The sequence below is a fragment of the Pantoea sp. JZ29 genome (genome assembly GCF_035190385.1).
GTDB classification, from domain to species: Bacteria; Pseudomonadota; Gammaproteobacteria; order Enterobacterales; family Enterobacteriaceae; genus Pantoea; species Pantoea stewartii.
On record NZ_CP045241.1, the window covers coordinates 3,235,051 to 3,254,437 of the forward strand.

Below are 19,387 nucleotides of genomic sequence, written 5' to 3' on the forward strand. Positions count from 1 at the left end.
GTAAGCACAGCGGCTTCCCCTCGTGGGATGGCGCTGCACGTATCCGTTTTCATAAAAGCATTGATATCACGCGCTTTTTTTGCGCTACATTGACTTAGCGAAAATACCGACCAGACTTATCAGGCGAGCTGTTTTTTAAGTGTGTTAATCACGAGGGAAAGAGATGAAAAGCATTTTGAGCGGTCTGTTAATTGTTTCCAGCCTTTTAATGATGTCGGGTTGTCAGCAGGACAGCAGCGCCGTCGGCAACGATGGTCGCCCGCATGCGCCAAGCGGTCAGTCAGTGCCTGGCGGTCCACTGGGTAAAGGGCCGGTTGGCCAGCCGCAGGCATAAAAAATCCGGCCATGTGCCGGTTTTTTTATGCCTGCGCAGAAGCCCACCTGTGGCTTGAACTTTATGCACGTAACCATCATCCGCGACATTACTCCTGCGTAGTATTTAACGGCAATGGTCATATTGCTGCGTGCTGTAACAATTGCACAATGTGGGTTCACACCGCGTTTAAAGGTATCGTCACACCGGATACGGGATATAATCCCCGTCATATCTGTGGCACACGATAACGAAAGCATTTTCAGGCAATATAAGACCTGGCGCGAACACGGTATCTCAATACATGATTATTTCAGTAACGCGCAACGGACTGACAACCCCCATGGCAGTCCGCTTTAACGTCAACCTCTCCTGCCCTACTGAATGGACGACGACAGCCGGAAAACCGGTCTGTATTCCGTCATATCCTCAAACACGCAAAACGCCGGTGCATTCAGTTCAATGATCGGAGAAACCCGCATAAGCTTTTCCAGATAAACCGCTCTTAACCTCTGAAGGAGGCGGCACTCCTCGGCGACCGGCGGGTTAATCAGATATGACACACTGATATGAAACTCGTAAACATCATGATTATGTCGTCTGCAGCGCAGGACATGACTGAGACGATCTCTCAGCCCGCGAATTTTTGTTTCTTCCGCCTGATTCATTGGTGCCAACGAGATCGAGACGCCGCGCTTTAATACAACAGCCCCAATCCGCATTTTTACGGGAAATTCAGTTACGCTAAAGTCGGTCAGCTTTTGGGCAAATAACCGATCGCACGCCGACATGGGCGCATCGAGGCTCAGGTCTGCGGGCCAGGCCGGCAAATAACGCGCCCTGTCATTCGCACCATTAAAGACGGTCATGTGGTAGCTCGCCGACGGCAGAAAGGTATAACACCGTACCAGTCCTTCCGCCTTCATGGCCTCCACCATCTCAGAGATCACGCTAACGATTTCGCTTCCCTGATCCAGCTGGCAAATGAGCGTGTTACCTCTGAAAGGCAAATATGCACCATCAGCCGCAAATTTTTCACCGATAGCATTCTCTTTCCAGCCGTCGTACTCAAGCACTTCTGACATAGCTTCTGCCCTAATCAATGGATAAATGCCTGCGTTTGAGGCGCGCGTGCTTCGCACAACAAAAGACAGCGCCGCACAACATGATCGTCCACGCCTGAAAAGTGTGGCCTCACGGGCTTATGACAATAATGCCGAAACATGACCGTTTTTATTGCGCTGCCCGAAGCAGGCAACGAGCGCCGTCGTGCAAGGTGGCTGCATATCAGCAGCGGAAAGGGGCGCGCAAAGACTGTTAAAATTTTATGTCTCTTTACCCTGCTGCGCCGGACAGACGTTGTATTCCTGTGCTGGCTACCCATGTCGCACGCGCGTGCGATGAAGTTTCATTCTGCAACAAATTTCACGCCATTTACCGCTTATGCCCGGAAGGCTTTTGCCGAAAACATCATGGGCCATATAAAATCTTAACTGGGGTGAAAAATGAAAGTATCGACGCGATTATCTGCTGGATTTGCTTTTTTAATGTTGTTTTTCGTCATTAGCTCTGGGGTTGCACTGAATCATCTGCTTGAAGCCCGAAAAAATATCAACGAAATCGTCAACACTAATCTGAAAAAAGTCACGCTGGCGAATGATGCGGGAACGGCTCTGCGAAATATGCTGGTCGAAGTCAGGAACATGGCCCTGTTTTCTGATCCCAAAGCCATTGAGAATGAATGGGGCCGTTTCGAAGGTCAGAAGGCCGTTTATACACAAAAACGCGCTGAACTGGCCTCGCTGATTGAAATCAACAAAAACCCCGAAGAGCTCGGCCTGCTTAAAAAAGTGCAGGAAAATGAAAACGCCGCACTTACCACCCTGGCGGCAGCGGCCACAATGGGCAGACAGCGGCAACTGACCGGACTGGCGGACTATCTGACCAATGTTGTCCGCCCGCCCCAGCAAATCCTTATTGGCAGCCTTAATGAACTGACCGAGATGCAGCGGGCCTTTGCAGAGCAAACGGCAGAGAAGAGCAATGACTCTGTCAGCCGCATCATTAAGATCTTTATTTTTCTGGTTCTGGCGTCCCTGATTTCTGGCGCCGTGATCTGTGTGTTAATGAGCAGGAAACTGATGGCGCAGTTGGGTGGAGAGCCGGCTCAGGCCCAGCAGCTGGCCGCCGCGATTGCGGCGGGTGATCTGACTACGTCCGTTACGTTACGCCGCCACGACAGGAGCAGTCTGCTCGCTTCTCTGGATACCATGCAGGCAAATCTGCGCGGCCTGGTGTCGCAGATTAAACATGCCTCTACTACTGTTGCTCAGGCCGCCGATGAAATTTCCCAGGGCAATACCGAACTGTCCTCACGCACCGAGCAGCAGGCCGCCGCGCTGCAGGAAACTGCCGCCAGCATGGAGCAACTCACAGCCACGGTGAAAAGCAACAGCGCTGGTGCGCAGCAGACGGCTGAATCCGCGCGCGAAACCGCCCGACTTGCCCGTTCCGGCGAAACGGATATGAATCGCATGTCGGATACCATGAACGCGATTGCCATCAGCGCGACCAAAGTGCGGGACATCACCGCGGTAATCGAAAGCATCGCTTTTCAGACCAATATTCTGGCGCTCAACGCGGCAGTGGAAGCGGCACGCGCCGGAGAAGGCGGACGCGGTTTTGCCGTGGTGGCGGGCGAAGTCCGAACGCTGGCGCAGCGCAGCGCTACCGCAGCCCGCGATATCAAAACGTTAATTGAACAGGCCGTAAGCCAGGTTGAAAGCGGTGTTGCAGTGGCGTCAGGCACGGGCGAAAGCATCATGAAGATTGTCGGCATGGTCGGAGAGCTTGCCAGCGCAATGGACAACCTGTCGCTGGCCTCTTCAGAACAAATGCAGGGTATTTCTCAGGTCAGCGTGGCGGTCAGCCAGATGGACAGCGTGACGCAGAATAACGCAGCACTGGTAGAAGAGTCTTCTTCCGCGTCACAGTCCCTGTCAGTTCAGGCCCATGCGCTTCGGGGCATGGTGGAAACCTTCCGGGTCTGATTATCATGACGCGGCGAGACGGTTATTCGCCTGAGGGCAGCAATCCGCCCTCTTTATCGTATCACCACCAGCCCGGATGCCGGGCTTTTTTTCATTTGTATAAACATCGCACTGACCAACAGTGAATATCGGACATGCTGTTATGGTTTTAAGTAAGTGCGGGACCGGGCAGCCACGTTCGCTACCTTCATGTCGCTTACATTCGCCGGGGCCGATGAGCGACCCCGGACATTTTCGTTGTGCTGAGAACATCACACGCAAAGACTACGTTACTTAACCAGATACAGGTCTTTGGTATAGTAGAAACGCAGATGCGATGGCGCGTAGCCGCCTACTTTTGGACTGACCATCTGATTCAGAGCGCCGTAAAAGACCGGAATGACTGGTGTATCATTAGCAATAATATCACTGGCTTTTTGATAATCCCGGGTCACGGCATCCGGGCTGGTATCCATGCCTGCGGCTTTTACAGCGGCATCAAAGGCCGGGCTGGCATAACCCGTCGTATTTTGACTGTCGCCGGTACGATAGGTGTTAAGGAAAGTAGACGGTTCGCTGTAATCGGCGCCCCAGGTATAGCGCACCAGATCAAACTGCCCCTGATGCATATTATCCACCATGGTTTTCCACTCCTGGTTTTGCAGAGTGACCCGGGCGCCCAGCACTTTCCCCCACATCGACGCGGCAGCGATCGCGATACGTTGATTATCCTGATTGGTGTTGTAGAGCAGAGTAAAAGTTAAAGGATGGCTGGCGGAATAACCGGCTTCACTGAGCAGCGCTTGGGCTTTTTTCACCCGTTGTTCCTGCGTCCAGCCCGCCCATGCTGGTGCCTTGAGCGTCACCTCCCCCATAGATAAGGGCAGCATAGCCCAGGCCGGTTGCTGGCCCATACCGATGACTTTATCAGCGATAATGGTTTTATCCAGCGCCAGGTTGAGCGCCTGCCGCACACGCACATCCGTAAAGGGCGGCTTGCGGTTATTGATTTGGAAATAGAACACGCTGTATATCGGTGTACTGCGCACCTCTTTTGGCCGTTCTTTTTTCATACGAGAAAAGTCAACGGCTGGAATGTTGTCCGTGATGGTAATGCCGCCCGCAAGATAGCGATTAAGCTCCGCAGACAGATCGTGGATGGGTAAAAAAGTGACCTTGTTAATTACCGTATGTGCGTTATCCCAATAGCGATCGTTACGGACAAGCGTAATTTTTTCATTTACCACCCACTGGTCCAGCTTAAACGCTCCGCTGCTGACCATATTGCCGGGTCGTGACCAGGCCTCTCCAAACTTTTTGACATTATTTGCGCTAATAGGAAACAGGGAAGGATGAGCGACAAACTGCAAAAAATACGACACCGGCTGATCGAGTGTGACCTGAACGGTATGGTCGTCCAGTGCCTTAACTCCCAAACTGTCAGTCGGGCTTTTTCCGCTCGTCACCGCATCCGCATTGAGGATGTGGGCATAGCTGGCAAAAGAGGCATAAGGCGAAGCCGTTTTGGGATCGGTGAGACGACGCCAGCTAAATACGACGTCCTGTGCGGTCAGCGGCGAACCATCGGACCAGGTCAGATCCGGGCGAAGGTGAAAGGTCCAGACTTTGTTATCCGCCGTTTCCCATGAGGCTGCCAGCCCGGGCACCACCTTACCGTCGGGCATAGTCTGCACCAGTCCTTCAAACAGGTCATAAAGGATCGCAAAGGCGTCATTCGTTTCCGCTTTTTCAACATCCAGAGTGGGAGGTTCGTCACCGTTACCGCGCACGATTTCCTGTAAGGGAGCCAGCGTCACCCCGGCTGGCACGTTTGCCCCTATGGCGGGAAAGGAAGATAGCAGCCCTGTAAAAATAACCGGCCCACATAAACGGATAGCATATGAACGGCTTACTGGCATTCGTCTGACTCCTGTTGGATAAATTATTATGTGACTTCGCGCCAGCAATGTTGCAATTTATGGGCCAGAGGCGAGGCGCTGTACTGCGCCAGTCTGCCAAAGGTCAGGTGGTAAAAAGCGTTATCACTGCACAGTTTTGATGCAAAATGACAAACGGGCTGTGCCGTCTGCCCCGTTGCGATTAACAGAACTTTTACGCTATGCCAGCAACCCTTTTTCACCCGCTTCACACCTCGACACAGCCAAATTGATAGAGTAATAGGATATCAATCTGGAGCCTGTATGAAAAAAGTCATCCTGTTAGTGATTGCGTTAGCCAGCGTCTCGGCGCTGTCGGGCTGTGTCTGGCCGTTCTGGGGACCGGGCGGTGGCGGCCCAGGGCATATGGGACCGGGCGGCGGACCCGGTGGTGGTCCGGGCGGTAGCCCGCACGGCTGAGTAATGTAAAACGGCCTCTTAAAGAGGCTGTTTTCCAGTCATTAGAGGTTATTGCTTTCAGAAATAATACGCCGCTTTGTTACATTACGCTCTGACGCTTAGATTAATGACAAAAAATACTATTAATTCTTTGTGAAAAAATAAAGCAAGGCACCCAAATGAAAATACCCACATATTACTACCCAAAATTCGTAGTAAGCTCCTTGTTCTTCGCGGCCAGATAAGGGGCCGCGCCCTGCGCCAGTGCCGCCCTGATGTCACCGCCCGCCAGCGCCTGCAGGGCATTAACGACAGCGCTGCCCCCGGTGCGCACGCTTCCGCCCATGTCCGCGCCCTGCCGGACAATCGCCTGATCGTAGGCCAGCTGCCATGCTTTACTGACCATCGCCTGTTTGCCTTTGTCGACGTTCGGATCACGCTCATGCGCTTTATCCAGTACTGCCTTCGCCTGCGCCTCCAGCGGAGTACGCGTATCCGTATCCGACAGGCTCGCCGTGGCGGCACGCGTGGCGCGTGCGGTTTCATGGGTGTTGTAAACGTCAAGCGCCTGGATGGCAACCTTGTTGACCATCTGCGCCTGCTACAGTCAACGCTGCTCCTTCTCTTTGTCGAAAATCGGGCTGATGCTGCAGTCGTTAGCATGCTCCGTGTCGCGGCTCAGGCCTGACAGATCCTGCTGCTGCGCATCCCGGTTGCGGATAATGATATTGCCGTCGCTGACCGCCGCTTTTGTGCTGCCTTCAGCGTGTCCGCTACCACCGGCAGCACTGATGGGCAGTGCGCCGACGTTGCTTAACAGATTAGAACCTATAGGGCCGCCGGTGTTGAAACCCGCGCTCTGATGTTCGGATTTATAGTCTGCCTGATACTGAATATCGCTCCAGCCCACGGTGCCGGTATCAAGAACGTTGCGGTAATTGTCCGCCGTGCTGGCAATGACAGCAGAAGATCGGGAAGTCGCTAAGGCGGCGCTGGATGCGATCATCGTCAGAAGCCAGATTACTCAGGCTGTTGAACGTGTTGGCAGAGGTACGGCTGAATAGAAGGATTGATATGAGCGCGGGCTGAAGGTGCGCTAACACTAACAACGCGCTGACCACAACCTACTAACGAGGAGTTGATGATGGCTGAGACACATCATAAGCCAGCGGCCGCCACGTCCATACCCCGTTGTGATACTGTGGGTTATGTCAGTGATGCGAAGTATCAGCAACTGCCATCCATCATGCTGAAGTGCCACTGGCTGGAAGAGGTCGGATTGGGACAGGGACTTCGGTTAACGTCCGGGTGATGCAGAAATGCCTGATTATGACCCGTCAGGAGCCGCAGCCGGAGCTTCCCGCCGAGCCGAAAGTGGTGACCACACTGCGTAAGGCCTGTAAAAAGCTCCAGACCCGCAAGCAGAAGCGGCCACGCCAGATCCTTGATGGGGTAACTGAGTGGCACAGCTTGGGCTAAGCGGTTGCTTCTGAAGTAAAAACCTCAGCCCTTACTGGCTGGGGTTTTTACTTCAATGATCTTAGTAACTCAGCAATTAGCTCGGAAGCGTCTTGTTTATATTCTGATTCCCAGCGAGATTTCCAGTCCACAGGACGTCCTTCGTTTTCCCATTCTGAAAAAGCAAGTGCATTGACGATTTCCAATTAAAACCATATTTGCTGGTAATCATCTATGCTTTTTTCATCTTCAAACAGCTCGTTCAACTGAGATAGATCTTCCGCATAACTGACAAACTTTGCAAAGTTAATAACGTCATTTAACGAACTAAACGCACATTCGCAAATAGCATTCTTTTTACTTGTCGCCATATTTAACCGTTACCATCTTTCCAGATTCATTCGTTACCACAGACACTTTACTTTCAGGATAAAAATGTCCTGTTATCCCACCACGGCTGAGCATTGATTTACCATTTTTAATCGCATTTTCGACCACAGAAGGAGTTATTCCTCGATCCTGCATTTTATCTAAAGCATGTCCTGAATATTCTCGATTACTAATCGTTTCTGGTTGATTTCTTACAGGTTGATAAGATAGATTGTTTGGTTTATTCATCGGATTGCGTTTACTTCCCATAGGGAGTGTTGCAGATACTTCATCGCTTGCCTTATTAATCAGCTTCGATACATCAGCCACATCACCTGCGCCAGGGATTAAACCGATTGCAGCGGCAAGGTAATCAAGAGCCGACTGCGCTTCCGCAAAGCTCTTTATATCACCCACAACCGGCACAAAATTCACACCAGTTGAGGCCATTTCTTTCAGTACCTCGCGCCGCTCTGTGTACATCTTCACAGAGCAGGCTTCGGCGCTCATTCCGCCGCAGTTTGCCTTCTTGTAGCGCTCGTTTTCGGCCTCAACGTACTCACTCGCCTTCTGCTCCAGCGTCTTGCCTTCAGACTATGCCTGCGCAATATCGCTCAGCGCATTATTCTCAACCACATTCTTTCCCGCCAGCGCGCCCGTTGCCGCCGCCAACGTACTGCCGGGAGGGTTGGCATCATTTGCAACTTTGCTCGAATCCTTTATTAATTCCTTCCTGGTAATGCAGGTAATACCTCCGCCCGTAAAGGCTCCCTGAATTTCTTTACTGTTTTTATTGCTAATTTCAATGTACTCAGCAACCTTAGTACAGTCTTCTCCGGATGCTTTGCAGGCCTGCATTTCCTTATCGAACTGACGAACTTCTTTAGAACTGAGAAAATTTTCTCCGCTACATTGTTTAATTGCTAATAAATACAATCAGCCATGTTATATACGCCAGCCTTGACAGCCAAAGAAAAATTGAGCCAAAAGACAGGTCTGACTTTGTCAAAAAAACCTTAATAAAATAAAATGGCCTTTCATCATCAGTTAATCCTTGGTGAAAATACTTTCCATAGAGTGCAAAGAGAAGAAATGAATTCCCTCCACACAAATTAGATATCAACAATAAGCTATCGCTACTCCTTCTATATTCAGCTATCGCTGCCGAAATATATCCAAGAACCAGAAAAACCAATGCGCAATTTGATAAAAAATCTCGTTTAAAAAACATGTAATTGAAATAGAGTAAGGAATCCTTACCTATCTTAGCGCCACCAAGATTCTTATAAACAAAAATGAAAAAACACCCTCCCCATAAAATTAAAAAAAGCAATAACATAAATGATGATGCATTAAAAATAATATCAGTTGAAATCATAGTGATATATTTCCTTAGTGGAATCACCGTTCAGATCTATTTTTTCGTCATGAGAACCAGTAGTAGAACCTGTAAAACCGATACTTGGTCCAATAGAAAATGAGATACCAATGCCATCTTTTCCGCCAGACATTCCTACAGAACCGGGACCAAAACCTACGCTAGTTGAATAATCACGATTTAAGCCTCCAAATAATCCTGGAAAATATGGGCCAAAGTCAATACCGATTGAAGCTCCAGCCTTAATACCAAATTCTTTAGTGTATCCTGTAGAAATAGAGAAGTAATCATTATTAATCTCAAATCCTCCTTTCAAAGCAAGTCCCACACCACCTGAAACCTCAATTTTTCCATTAGGTTTAACCTTATATTCAGTACCCCAAGAAGGCCCTTCGCCAACAGCAATACGATTCAGACCCGCCTGTTTCTGCTCCGGCGTCAGATCATTCGCTTCCGCATACTGGTTCCAGGATTTTACTGCCTTACCGTAATCCATACCTCCTGATGGCAATATATTATTCCAGCCATCACTGAAGGAATTATTCTCCACCGCATTCTTACCCGCCAGCGCGCCCGTTGCCGCACCCGCCGTGTTCCCGCTGCTCACGCCTGCTGCTATTCCCGAGGCAAGCGTCGCCAACGCGCTCAGGTTCGCTTTCTGGTCAGAATTCAGTTTACTGCTGTCTGCCGTGCCGTAAAGCGCCAGCGCGATGGCCGGGGCCGCCAGTTCCCCCGTTACCGCGCCGGTGGCGCCTGCTGCGGCACTGCCGCCGCTCAGCTCTGCCACCACGCCGCCCAGCAGCGCGTGCGCCATCAGGTTATTCAGTTTCTGTGTATTTGTCAGTTCGCTGTAAGGCGCATTATCCGTGGTAAGTTCCTTGACCTTCGCGGCCAGATAAGGTGCGGCGCCCTGCGCCAGTGCCGCCCTGATGTCGCCCCCCGCCAGTGCCTGCAGAGCATTAACCACCGCATTCACGCCGGTGCGGACGCTTCCGCCCATGTCCGCCCCCTGCTGAACAATCGCCTGATCGTAGGCCATCTGCCATGCCTTACTGACCACCGCCTGTCTGCCGTTGTCGACTTTCGGATCACGCTCATGCGCTTTATCCAGCATTGCCTTTGCCTGCGCTTCCAGCACAGTGCGCGAATCAGTGTTTGCCAGACTGGCCGTGGCGGCCCGGGTGGCGCGGGTGGCTTCGTAGGTGTTGTAAACGTCAAGGGCCTGAGTGGCAACATCATTAACCAGTTGCGCCTGTTTCAGGCGGCGCTGCTCTTTCTCTTTGTCGAAAATCGGACTGATACTGCCGTCGTTGGCGTGTTCCGTATCGCGGCTCAGGCCCGACAGATCCTGCTGCTGCACATCCCTGTTGCGTATGATGACGCTCCCCGCACTGACAGCCGCGTTCGTACTGCCTTCCGCATGGCCGCTGCTGCCCGCCGCCGAGATCGGCAGCGCGTTCATATTGCTTATCATATTAGCGCCAACAGGTGCACCACTGTTAAAACCGGCACTCTGGTGTTCGGATTTATAGTCGGCCTGATTCTGAATATCACTCCAGCCCAGGGTGCCGGTATCAAGAACGTTGAGGTCTTTATCCGCCGTGCTGGCAATGACAGCCCCGTCGAGCTGCGTGTGGTTACCGACGGTTATCTGATAGCCGCCCTTACCGGCAAACAGGCCCGTCTGCTCTTTAACCGAGTCGAAATTGCTGTGGACTTTGTCTTTGGAAACGTTGACGTTCGCCGAGCCCGTCATGGAACCAAACGTGAAACTGCCGCCTGCGCTGGCACTCTGCTGTCTGGAATCATAGCGGTCGCTGTCCTGCTCACTGGTAAGCGTCAGATTCCGTCCGACATCCGCTTTGATCGTTTCACCGTTAACCTGCGCCCCTTTCAGGGTGGTATCGCGGCCACTGCTCAGACTGATGCCGCCACCTGCATCCAGTGTGGTTTCATTGTGCGTCAGCGCGTTGCCGTTTTCACGCCCCTTGCTGCTGTTCACGCTGGCAGAGACAGTGATGCCATAGCCGCCCGATCCCACACCGATGCCGATGCCGACCGATCCGCCTTTACTGCTGTTTTTATTGTCGGTCTGCTGCGTATTCTGCGATGACAGCAGGTTGATATCGCGGGCCGCATCCAGCGTCATCTCCCCGCCTGCTTTCATCTGGGTACCGGCAAGCGTAATGTCACCGCTCTGTTCGCCTTTGTTTTTACCGGTCGCTGTGATGGCGATATTTCTGCCTGCGTTGAGCGTACTTCCCTGCGCCTGACTACTCTGGCTGTGAGACTCGCTTTTCGACGACTGGCTACCATATGAAAGCGTGATGCCGACGGTATTTGTCGCGCCCTGAGCCGCATCCTTAGAACTGGGATCGATACCTGCCGCTGCATTTTTGGCGTTTGCCGCCTCGGTAATAGCGCTGTCGTTCTCATAAGCCGCCGCGGCCTGTGCGCCGCTCAGCGCGGCTTTGGTTCCCTGCAGTGCGCGAAGTCGGCCATCCCCCTCTTTTCGTGCCTCTTGTGCCACGCTGACGGCCGTGTTCAGGGCACTGCCCACGGTTCCTGACAGCGCCAGCGTAAAGCCGCTCTGCTTAGACTCAAAGGTTTCCGTGCGGTTGGTGCGGTCGAAACCAGAGTCAATATCCACACTGTCGCCGCTCAGGTTGAGGTCTTTACCGGCAATCAGATCCGCGCCACCAATATGCAGTTTATTACCTGCGGTGATGTTAACGTTCCCCTGGCTGCTGCCGATGGTGCTGAAGCTCTGGCTCTGAACGATCTCGTCTTCATTCACTTCATGACGTGTGGACTGCTTGCCCACCGTAAAGCCAATCCCCCCGCTGCCCATCAGGCCGCTCTTTTTCTTCTCTTCAAGCAGATAGTGATAACCGGTTTCCGTTGCGGCAGAAATATCGACGTTATTACCCGCCTGTAAATCCACATTCTGGTCGGAGGCAATTGCTGAACCCCGCACATTAAGATCGTTTCCAGCATCAATCTTGACGCTATTGCCGCTTATCAGCGTGCCTTTTTCACGCGTCACGCGATCGTCCTGCACCGTATGACTGCTTTTCTTGCTCAGAAAACCTTTCTTCTGAGAACGTTCATCCAGATAACGTGATTCACGCTCCGTCGCGCTATTGAGCGTGATGTCGTGTTTCGCCTGCATAGCGATTGCCCCCTCCTCGCTATGCAGGGTACTGCCAGTCACCGTGATGTCACCCGTGCGAGCAATCGTTGTAATACCATGCTGTGCACTGAGCGTACTGCCGATCACGTCTTCTTTTGAAGTCTCTTCTATACGCGTATGTTTTTTGTTACTCGACTGCTCATTATCGTAGGCATGTGTTGAGCGTCGGGCATCTTCGATGGTGATATTTTTCGCACCAATCCCAATGGCCCCTGCTTTACTGTCAATCTGCGCACCTTCGGCAAGCAAATCCTTGCCCGCAATAATCGTCACGCCCTTATCGCCACTCAGCGTACTGAGGTAAAGCTTATCTTCTTCACGGCTGTTGCTGACAGAAGAAACACGGCTGTTCGCCTCAAGATGGGTACTGTTAGTAGTTTTATCGGCCTGTATATGAACATTGCCACCCGCCTGAAGCGCCGTTTTCCCGCCAGCCTGTGCCTGACTGCCCTGGAGCGTGATGTCTTTACCGGCTTTCATCACCAGATTGCCGCCCGCATTCAGTTCGCTTCCCTGGGCTAGCTGCCATTCACCGCTGACTTGCGCCATGCGGTTTCCTGCTGCTTCCATTCCTGCACTGCTTCGGTTACCCATTGCACCGGAAATGACCTTAACATCCGCTTTGTAACTGCTTTTCGCAGCACTGATTTCCAGGTTGTCACGTGCGCTAAGCGCCAGGTTATTGGTTGCAGTCACCTTCGCGCCTTGCAGGCGAATATCATTACCGCTCAGGTTGATATCGCCTGCACTCATTGTGGCCTGGCGCAATGCATCCTGCAGATTGGTGCTCATGCTCAGACTGTCCGCATGCACATTAATACTTTCTGCTTTGATATCACCACTCTGGTGAGAAAACGCTGCAGCATCAATGCTCAGTGCCTTGTCTGCCAGCAGATTACCGGCATTCGTGACGCTGTTAGCAGAAAGCTGCAAACCGCCACCCGCAATCAGTGCCCCTTCTCCGGTGAGACGCAATGTGGACTGGGCCAGATAGACCTTTGGCACCCATACCGTTTGCGGGCCATTCTCTGTATTGACCGTTTCGCTCACCAGCCAGACAATATCCTGCTGCAGAGAAGCTATCTGCTCGGGCGTTAAGGCTATGCCGGGTACCAGACTGAAGTCCTGCGCCACTTTCGCGCCGTTATTCATCAGCGCCTGATATTGCGCCATTGCGTCTTCACCGTGCACTGACTGGCGTCCGGTCAGGCTCAACACCTGATCTCGTACCAGTTTTTGCTCATAAAACCCGTCCCCTAAACGCTTATGCACGGCCGCCGGGTCATAACCCACGCGTGAAAGCAGATAATCGCTGCTGATAAACCGGGTGCGGCTGGTAAAGCGCGCATCGGTAACCACCAGATAAGGGCTACCGCTTGCCGGAAACTGGCGGAACAGGCCATTATTAGGAATGTTCGTTGCCACGCTTGCCAGGTGTTGCCTGGCCGTGAAGGCCAGTTCCGCCGGAAGCAACGGGCGCCCAAACGAGGAAGGTTGACCTGCATTTACCTGACCGGCAGGTAACAGCTGAGTATCTGCATGCTGTCCACCTGCGCCACTCACGCTAAACGCCAGTGGATTGCGCTCCCATTCTGCCCGCTCTGCATCCACGGCCTTAAGCGCCGCCTCAACGCTGCTGATTTGTGCCTGATTGACAGTGGTATTCGAGATGCTCGTTCCTGTGATGCTTACCTGTCCATTGCCAGAGATGATGCCATCAATGGTCTGAATCGCTGTAGTTCCATCGTAATGAGACGTGGGGTACCAGTGATTTGTGTCTCTGTCATAGTGGTCCACAATAACTTCGCTTCGGTACTCGTTGACCGAATAGCCTCGGTTATCGACACTACCGCCACCGTCAATCCCCAGATTGCCATTTGCTGTAATGACGCTCGCGTCGTTGAGCAACTGACCGCCAACATGCAGAGCCATATTGCCCCCAGCCAGCATGCGTGCCCCTGTACCTTCAGACAAGAGCCGGTCACGCGTCAGTGATCCAGTCACTGTACGCTCACGTAAATTGTTATAATCGTTGACGTTAGGCGCCGCGTAGATATCGATGTGTTTTGTCGGATCCCACTGTTCCAGACGGCCTTGGTCAACTTCACGCCACACCGTGTTCTGATATGGCGTTGGCACATAATTTTGTCTGAAACCTCGTGTAGCATAAAAAGTCATGGCATAACTGCCATCAGCATTTGGCGTCAGGGCCAGATAGTTGACCCACAAGTCTGTGAGCTGCCCTCTTGCGTCCTTCACTCGTACCTGAGCACGGCTACTACTCGCATCAATGGCCATAATGGTGCCGTAAATATTGCTGCTCGCCGCTGATTCATTTTGGAAAGTTAAGGAGGTTTTAACGGGTGCCATCGTATTTTTATCATTATTTACAGGCGAGTCATAGGAGCGCCAGTAATAGTTATAACGATGCCATTTATACGATTCAGACTCTGCATCACGGGCGATATTTAACCCGATGCGCTGATTGATTAAACGTTGTGCGTTTACCGTGAGATCGCCACTTGCCTCAAGGGCGCTTGCCCGGTTTTCAATCAGGTCGTTACTGCCCAGTTGCATATTGCCACTGCTGAACAGCAACGCCCCGTCACGGTTCGTCAGCCGCTCGTTGCCGCGCAGGTTAAGCAACTGGGTCGCCGCGATAACCCCACCCGCGCCGTAGTTATCAATAATGCGTGCGTTAACGGTGATGTTGTCGCCCATCACCGCCGTGGGGTTGTCCAGCATGTCGACGTTAAGCGTCATCGTATCAGCTTCAACACGGCCACGGTTGGTGAACTGTCCTGTTGTAATCTGCATGATTTTACTGACCAGCGTGCCCGGGTTAGTAAAATGCGCACTGGTAAGGTTCAGGTTCCCAGGCAGCAGCCAGTCGTTCAGGTTGGTAAATATGCCCGCAACCGACATCGTGAGCGTGCCATTACTGGTTAAAATATCACCCGCCCGCTGCACATAATCCTGCTGTACGCCCAACGTAAGATCCTGCTGGCTTTGCAGTTTTCCGCCCTGGTTGTCCAGGGTACGCGCATTAACCGCCATCGTTGCGCCACTCTGCACAACGCCGTTCTGGTTCAGTACAGCTAATGAAGGCGCGGAGAAAGCGAGTCGGGCAAAACGCGCATTACTGCCATTATTAATATTGAGTGGTCCATTTGCTACGATGCTGCCCTGGCGGTTATCCAGCAGTGACAGCCCTGCCAGCGTCATGGCCCCCGCACTTTGCAGTCGGCCTGTGCTGTTATTCACCTCGCTGGCCGAGATGCCCGTGCGCGTGGTGCCCAGAATCAGGCCGCCGTCGTGGTTATCCAGTGTGCTGCCCTGCACATCCAGCGCCCCCTGGCTGCTGATTGTTCCCCGGCTGGCATTGGTGATTTGCGCCGCCGTGATGATCATATCCTGGGTCGAAACTAACTGGCCGCCTTGGTTACTGACCACGTTACCGTTCAGCGTCATGCCGCTGCCGCTATGAATTTTGCCCTGTTGGTTATTCAGCGTATCAATACGATAAATGCCTGTGCCCCGGCTTATCAGGGTGCCCACTGCGTTATCAAGTTGCGTGGCGTTGACGCCAAGATCGTCAAGGCTACTGATTGTGCCCTGTTGATTGTTGATATGATTTGCGCTGACCTGCTGGACACCATTGCTGCGTAACGTGCCGCCCTGGTTGCTTAGCTCACCCGTCACATTGAGCGTTAACTGCTTTTGGCTGGCAATCGATCCAGCATCGTTTTGCAATGACTGTGCAGTGAGTGTCAGGCTTTCTCCGCTCTGCACTTTTCCCTGCTGATTACTCAGCGTGTCACTGAAAAGAAGATGAAGCTGTTTCTGGCTATACAGCAGGCCATTCTGGGTATTGTCCAGCATCTGTGCCGCAAGGTTTAACACTTCGCCCGCCAGCCACTGACCACCGGCATTATTAATGGCACCCGTGCTCGCCCCGTTATCATCACCGCGTGCATCCAGCTGCGTTTGGGCGCTGATTTTACCCGCGCGATTGTCTATTCCCTGTGTCACTCTCATCGTCAACGCAGCAGCAGACTGCACCAGCCCCTGCTGGTTATTCAACGCGGTCGCATTAAGCCATGCCGATTGTTCGCTTTGCACACTGCCCAGCGTATTAGCGAAATGACCTGTAGTGGCGCGCCATTCTCCCTGGCTTCCTATCCAGCCTTGCTCGTTGGCAATATTACCGGCAGTCAGCTTCTGGGATAGCTGGCTGAAAATACGACCGTTGCTGTTGTCCAACTGACCACTGAACTGCATCTCCAGACTGCCAAGAGAATTGATCTTGCCGCCAGCATTCGTAAGACTGCCTGCTCGCAGTAACGTTTGACCACCGCCTGTCAGTTGACCGTCCTGATTATCAAGAGCGGCCGCTAAATCAAATGAGAGGGCGTCCTGCCCCAGCACAATGCCCTGCTGGCGATTAGTCAACCGGCCTCCCGTTACGGACAGGCTGTTCCCACTCTGCAACGAACCGTCATCGTTATTGAACAGGCTGTTGGCTGTGCCACGCCACGTCAGGTCTTTCTGTGCCGTCAGCTTCCCACCCTGATTGATGACATCGCCGACACTGTCAAACTGCAGCGTCCCACCAGACTGAAGCCTGCCGCCCGTGTTATCAAAATCGTGCGCGGCAGCGATAACGGCCTTGCCGCCTTGCGCCGTGCCCTGCTGGTTTTTCCAGTTACCTTGGGTACTGACCTCAAGCGTTTCACCCGCTTCAAGCAAACCGAGAGTGTTATCCAGAGCGCGCTGAGCCCACACGTTCAGGCCTTTTTCCGCAATGATTTTTCCTTGCGTGTTGTCGAGTTGACCTGCGGTGAGATCGATATCGGCTGCGCTGATGCCGCCGTTCAGATTGCTCAGCATGCCTTCGGTGGAAAGGGTCACTGTCTGGCCTGCGGCAATCAACCCTTGTGAATTATCCAGGGCCGTTTTCGCATTCAGGTCGACTGAATGGGTACCAATAACTTTACCTTTATCATTTAACAGATTCAGCGCGCTCAACTGCACCGCGTTACCGCTTATCTCACCTGAATGGTTGTTGATTTCACCGGCATCAAAGGTGAGGAGGTTACCTGACAATGTCTTGCCCTGATCGTTATTAAAATCGCCTGCAGACAGGTTTAACTGCGTCTCGCTCTGTACAGTTCCTCCCTGATTGTTCCAGGCTCCTTCCGTATGAATGTCGGCATTCTTACCGGCAGCAATAACGCCCTGCTGATTGTCGAGGCTTTGTTGTGCGTTCATTTCCAGACCTTGCTGGCTGGCAATCTGACCGTGCACGTTATCCACTTGCCGGGCGGTCATTTTTACTGCATCACCAGTAATTATACCGGCCTGGTTAATCAGTTTTTCTGCCCGCAGCGTCACATTATTCGCGGCCAGAAGCTTACCTTCACTGTTATCAAGCCTGTTCTGAGCATCAACCTGCAACGAAAGCAGACTTTTTACTGTTCCATCATGGTTAATCAGACTTCCCGTGCTTACCGACAGGTTGCCATTGCTGCCCAGTTCACCTGCCGTGTTATCCAGCACGCCTGATATGCGCCACTGCTGATTGCTACCGTCAAGCGAAACCAGTCTTCCTGCCTGATTCGTTAATCCACCTGCATCAAGAAGGAGGCTCTGTGCTTCAACCGCACCGCCCGTATTGTCGAGTTGATGTTGAAGTGTAAAACGGCTTTCTCCGGCATCCACTTGTGACCAGACCGCCTTTTGATTAAACAGATTGTCTGCATTGACGTCCCAGCGCCCTGCCTTAATCTGTGCCTGGCGGGCATCAATATCACCTGTAGTGCTAATATCGAGTTTTTGGCTGTCGACCTGTGCCTGTTTTAAGCCAACACCGCCTTTTTTAGCACTCACCGTCGTCTGTTTTGCGACAAGTTGTCCTTGCCCGAGATCGACGCGGTTACCTGACAGGTTAAGATTTTTTTTCGTCAGCAGACTACCGCTGGACTGTATAGTGCCCTCGCTGCTTAAGGTGAGGTTGGCTTCCCGGGTCAGCGTGCTGTTGACGTCACTGCCCGCCAGCAGATGGCCCGTGTTTTCAATGCTGTCCGCTGCGGTCAGGTGAACATCGCCTGTGGCGGCCATCGTCCCTGACTGTTTAATTGCGCCCGTGCGGCTTTGCACTGTAAGTGTACCGTCACTATGAAGTTTTCCGGCGTGTTCAATCGTGTCTCTTGCGACAAGAGTGACTGACTCACCCGCCTGGGTAACAGCTTCCTGCCTACCGGATTGCCATACCAATCGGCCTTCGCTACTGACAGTCAGGGTTTGGCCAGCCTGCAATTGCCCGCCCTGATTACGTACACCGACCCCGGCCTCGGTGCCAATCATACGAATCTGACCGCTGTACATGCCGCCCATGTCACCCATATCAATTGCCAGTTCAGGCTTGGTGCCGTCTGGCGCGCTGGAAGGCGTCACGGTATTTCCATCTTCACTAACCGTATTTTTTCCGGCGACAACATTGATCTTTTTTTTCGCCCAGACACCGGCATTCACATTAACGGCTCGCGCCAGAACATCAACATATTCAGTATCATGACGGGGATCGCCATTAAGCCCACCACCTTCAATGCTTACTACACCTCGCTCGACCTGGTAGCCCGCAATATTGCCATCAGCATTCAACTGTGGTTTACCTGTCGTGAGTGTCATTCTGCCTGCGTTGATCGTTCCGCAGCCATTACAAACAATACCGGAAGGGTTCGCGACAATAACCTGCGCACGTCCTCCCGCCACTTCCATATAGCCACGAAGCTGACTGGGATTGGTGCTGTTAACCTCGTTCAGAATCACCCGGGCAGTTGCATTTCCAGGATTGAGGTTGGGGTTCCCCTGAATCATCCCTGCCATTTGAGTGGAGGTCATGACTGGTGAGTTATTGAGAATGGCGCCTTTTTGATCAACATCGAACTGGCTGTACTGATTATGCGAAACACCCGCCTGGTTAGGTGTCGTAATATTGACCTGCGGCAGGCCATTTTGCGTATTAATGACTTCAGGACGCATGCCAGTTGCTGCGTTAGTGTCGGCAACAATGCCTTCAGCTAATGCCTGCTGATTGAACAGCACCAGACTCATCAGCCAGCCCAGTCGGCGGACAGTAACCCAAACGCGAGCAGTGCCGGTTCCACGCGTCTGTCCAGGCTCACTACTGCAACTGCGGGCAATTTCAGAGACAACACGGAGTTCGCCGTGAGTACGGCTGAAAATGATGCGGTAGCAGTGTTTGTTCATGTTTTAGCTTCTCAAATCCATGAGGATGTCATTGGTGTC

13 protein-coding genes are annotated in these 19,387 nt (G+C 52.5%); 5 read left to right on the plus strand and 8 right to left on the minus strand.

Features of this window, described 5'->3' with window-relative positions:
• The first annotated feature begins 163 nt into the window (after window positions 1–163).
• On the plus strand, window positions 164–334 hold the full coding sequence (locus GC090_RS15135; protein WP_033738761.1) for a hypothetical protein: 171 nt from the start codon (window positions 164–166) through the stop codon (window positions 332–334).
• Window positions 335–690: 356 nt separating this feature from the next.
• On the opposite strand, the gene GC090_RS15140 is transcribed toward GC090_RS15135, so the two are convergent.
• Window positions 691–1,398: a DUF1868 domain-containing protein gene (locus GC090_RS15140; protein ID WP_324020277.1), complete on the minus strand. Its 708-nt coding sequence runs from the start codon at window positions 1,396–1,398 to the stop codon at window positions 691–693.
• 138 nt (window positions 1,399–1,536) lie between these two features.
• On the opposite strand from GC090_RS15140, the gene GC090_RS15145 reads away from it, so the two are divergent.
• Window positions 1,537–1,806 carry a hypothetical protein gene (locus GC090_RS15145; protein WP_324020278.1) on the plus strand — a complete coding sequence of 90 codons (270 nt, stop codon included), beginning with the start codon at window positions 1,537–1,539 and terminating at the stop codon, window positions 1,804–1,806.
• A 12-nt stretch (window positions 1,807–1,818) separates the two neighbouring features.
• A complete protein-coding gene (locus GC090_RS15150) occupies window positions 1,819–3,363 on the plus strand; it encodes a methyl-accepting chemotaxis protein (protein WP_324020280.1) in 1,545 nt (514 codons plus the stop codon).
• A gap of 269 nt (window positions 3,364–3,632) precedes the next feature.
• On the opposite strand, the gene GC090_RS15155 is transcribed toward GC090_RS15150, so the two are convergent.
• Window positions 3,633–5,261 (minus strand): ABC transporter substrate-binding protein, encoded by a 1,629-nt coding sequence (locus GC090_RS15155; protein WP_324020282.1) that lies wholly within the window; start codon window positions 5,259–5,261, stop codon window positions 3,633–3,635.
• Window positions 5,262–5,543: 282 nt separating this feature from the next.
• On the opposite strand from GC090_RS15155, the gene GC090_RS15160 reads away from it, so the two are divergent.
• A complete protein-coding gene (locus GC090_RS15160; protein ID WP_162835481.1) occupies window positions 5,544–5,699 on the plus strand; it encodes a hypothetical protein in 156 nt (51 codons plus the stop codon).
• 178 nt (window positions 5,700–5,877) lie between these two features.
• Here the strand turns inward: GC090_RS15160 and GC090_RS15165 are convergent, their stop codons facing one another.
• Window positions 5,878–6,270, minus strand: coding sequence for a hypothetical protein (locus GC090_RS15165; protein WP_324020285.1), 393 nt, complete (start codon window positions 6,268–6,270; stop codon window positions 5,878–5,880).
• A gap of 15 nt (window positions 6,271–6,285) precedes the next feature.
• A complete protein-coding gene (locus GC090_RS15170; protein ID WP_289366137.1) occupies window positions 6,286–6,684 on the minus strand; it encodes a hypothetical protein in 399 nt (132 codons plus the stop codon).
• Between the two features lie 135 nt (window positions 6,685–6,819).
• On the opposite strand from GC090_RS15170, the gene GC090_RS15175 reads away from it, so the two are divergent.
• A complete protein-coding gene (locus GC090_RS15175; RefSeq protein ID WP_324020287.1) occupies window positions 6,820–6,990 on the plus strand; it encodes a SymE family type I addiction module toxin in 171 nt (56 codons plus the stop codon).
• A 503-nt stretch (window positions 6,991–7,493) separates the two neighbouring features.
• On the opposite strand, the gene GC090_RS15180 is transcribed toward GC090_RS15175, so the two are convergent.
• From GC090_RS15180 to GC090_RS15195, 4 genes are all read right to left on the minus strand, one after another.
• On the minus strand, window positions 7,494–8,015 hold the full coding sequence (locus GC090_RS15180; RefSeq protein ID WP_324020288.1) for a hypothetical protein: 522 nt from the start codon (window positions 8,013–8,015) through the stop codon (window positions 7,494–7,496).
• Window positions 8,016–8,099: 84 nt separating this feature from the next.
• On the minus strand, window positions 8,100–8,441 hold the full coding sequence (locus GC090_RS15185) for a VENN motif pre-toxin domain-containing protein (protein WP_324020290.1): 342 nt from the start codon (window positions 8,439–8,441) through the stop codon (window positions 8,100–8,102).
• Window positions 8,422–8,883 (minus strand): hypothetical protein, encoded by a 462-nt coding sequence (locus tag GC090_RS15190; protein WP_324020292.1) that lies wholly within the window; start codon window positions 8,881–8,883, stop codon window positions 8,422–8,424. Before GC090_RS15190 ends, GC090_RS15185 begins: the two co-directional genes overlap by 20 nt.
• Window positions 8,870–19,348, minus strand: coding sequence for a hemagglutinin repeat-containing protein (locus GC090_RS15195; protein WP_324020294.1), 10,479 nt, complete (start codon window positions 19,346–19,348; stop codon window positions 8,870–8,872). The genes GC090_RS15190 and GC090_RS15195 overlap by 14 nt, the downstream gene beginning before the upstream one ends.
• Window positions 19,349–19,387 lie beyond the last annotated feature (39 nt).

Excerpts from the sequence above, each read along its gene's own strand:
- GC090_RS15195 (WP_324020294.1), bottom strand. The coding sequence starts at position 19,348 with ATGAACAAACACTGCTACCGCATCATTTTCAGCCGTACTCACGGCGAA.
- GC090_RS15155 (WP_324020282.1), bottom strand. The coding sequence starts at position 5,261 with ATGCCAGTAAGCCGTTCATATGCTATCCGTTTATGTGGGCCGGTTATT.
- GC090_RS15175 (WP_324020287.1), top strand. The coding sequence starts at position 6,820 with ATGATGGCTGAGACACATCATAAGCCAGCGGCCGCCACGTCCATACCC.
- GC090_RS15135 (WP_033738761.1), top strand. The coding sequence starts at position 164 with ATGAAAAGCATTTTGAGCGGTCTGTTAATTGTTTCCAGCCTTTTAATG.
- GC090_RS15180 (WP_324020288.1), bottom strand. The coding sequence starts at position 8,015 with ATGAGCGCCGAAGCCTGCTCTGTGAAGATGTACACAGAGCGGCGCGAG.
- GC090_RS15165 (WP_324020285.1), bottom strand. The coding sequence starts at position 6,270 with ATGGTCAACAAGGTTGCCATCCAGGCGCTTGACGTTTACAACACCCAT.
- GC090_RS15140 (WP_324020277.1), bottom strand. The coding sequence starts at position 1,398 with ATGTCAGAAGTGCTTGAGTACGACGGCTGGAAAGAGAATGCTATCGGT.
- GC090_RS15170 (WP_289366137.1), bottom strand. The coding sequence starts at position 6,684 with ATGATCGCATCCAGCGCCGCCTTAGCGACTTCCCGATCTTCTGCTGTC.
- GC090_RS15150 (WP_324020280.1), top strand. The coding sequence starts at position 1,819 with ATGAAAGTATCGACGCGATTATCTGCTGGATTTGCTTTTTTAATGTTG.
- GC090_RS15160 (WP_162835481.1), top strand. The coding sequence starts at position 5,544 with ATGAAAAAAGTCATCCTGTTAGTGATTGCGTTAGCCAGCGTCTCGGCG.
- GC090_RS15190 (WP_324020292.1), bottom strand. The coding sequence starts at position 8,883 with ATGATTTCAACTGATATTATTTTTAATGCATCATCATTTATGTTATTG.
- GC090_RS15145 (WP_324020278.1), top strand. The coding sequence starts at position 1,537 with ATGACCGTTTTTATTGCGCTGCCCGAAGCAGGCAACGAGCGCCGTCGT.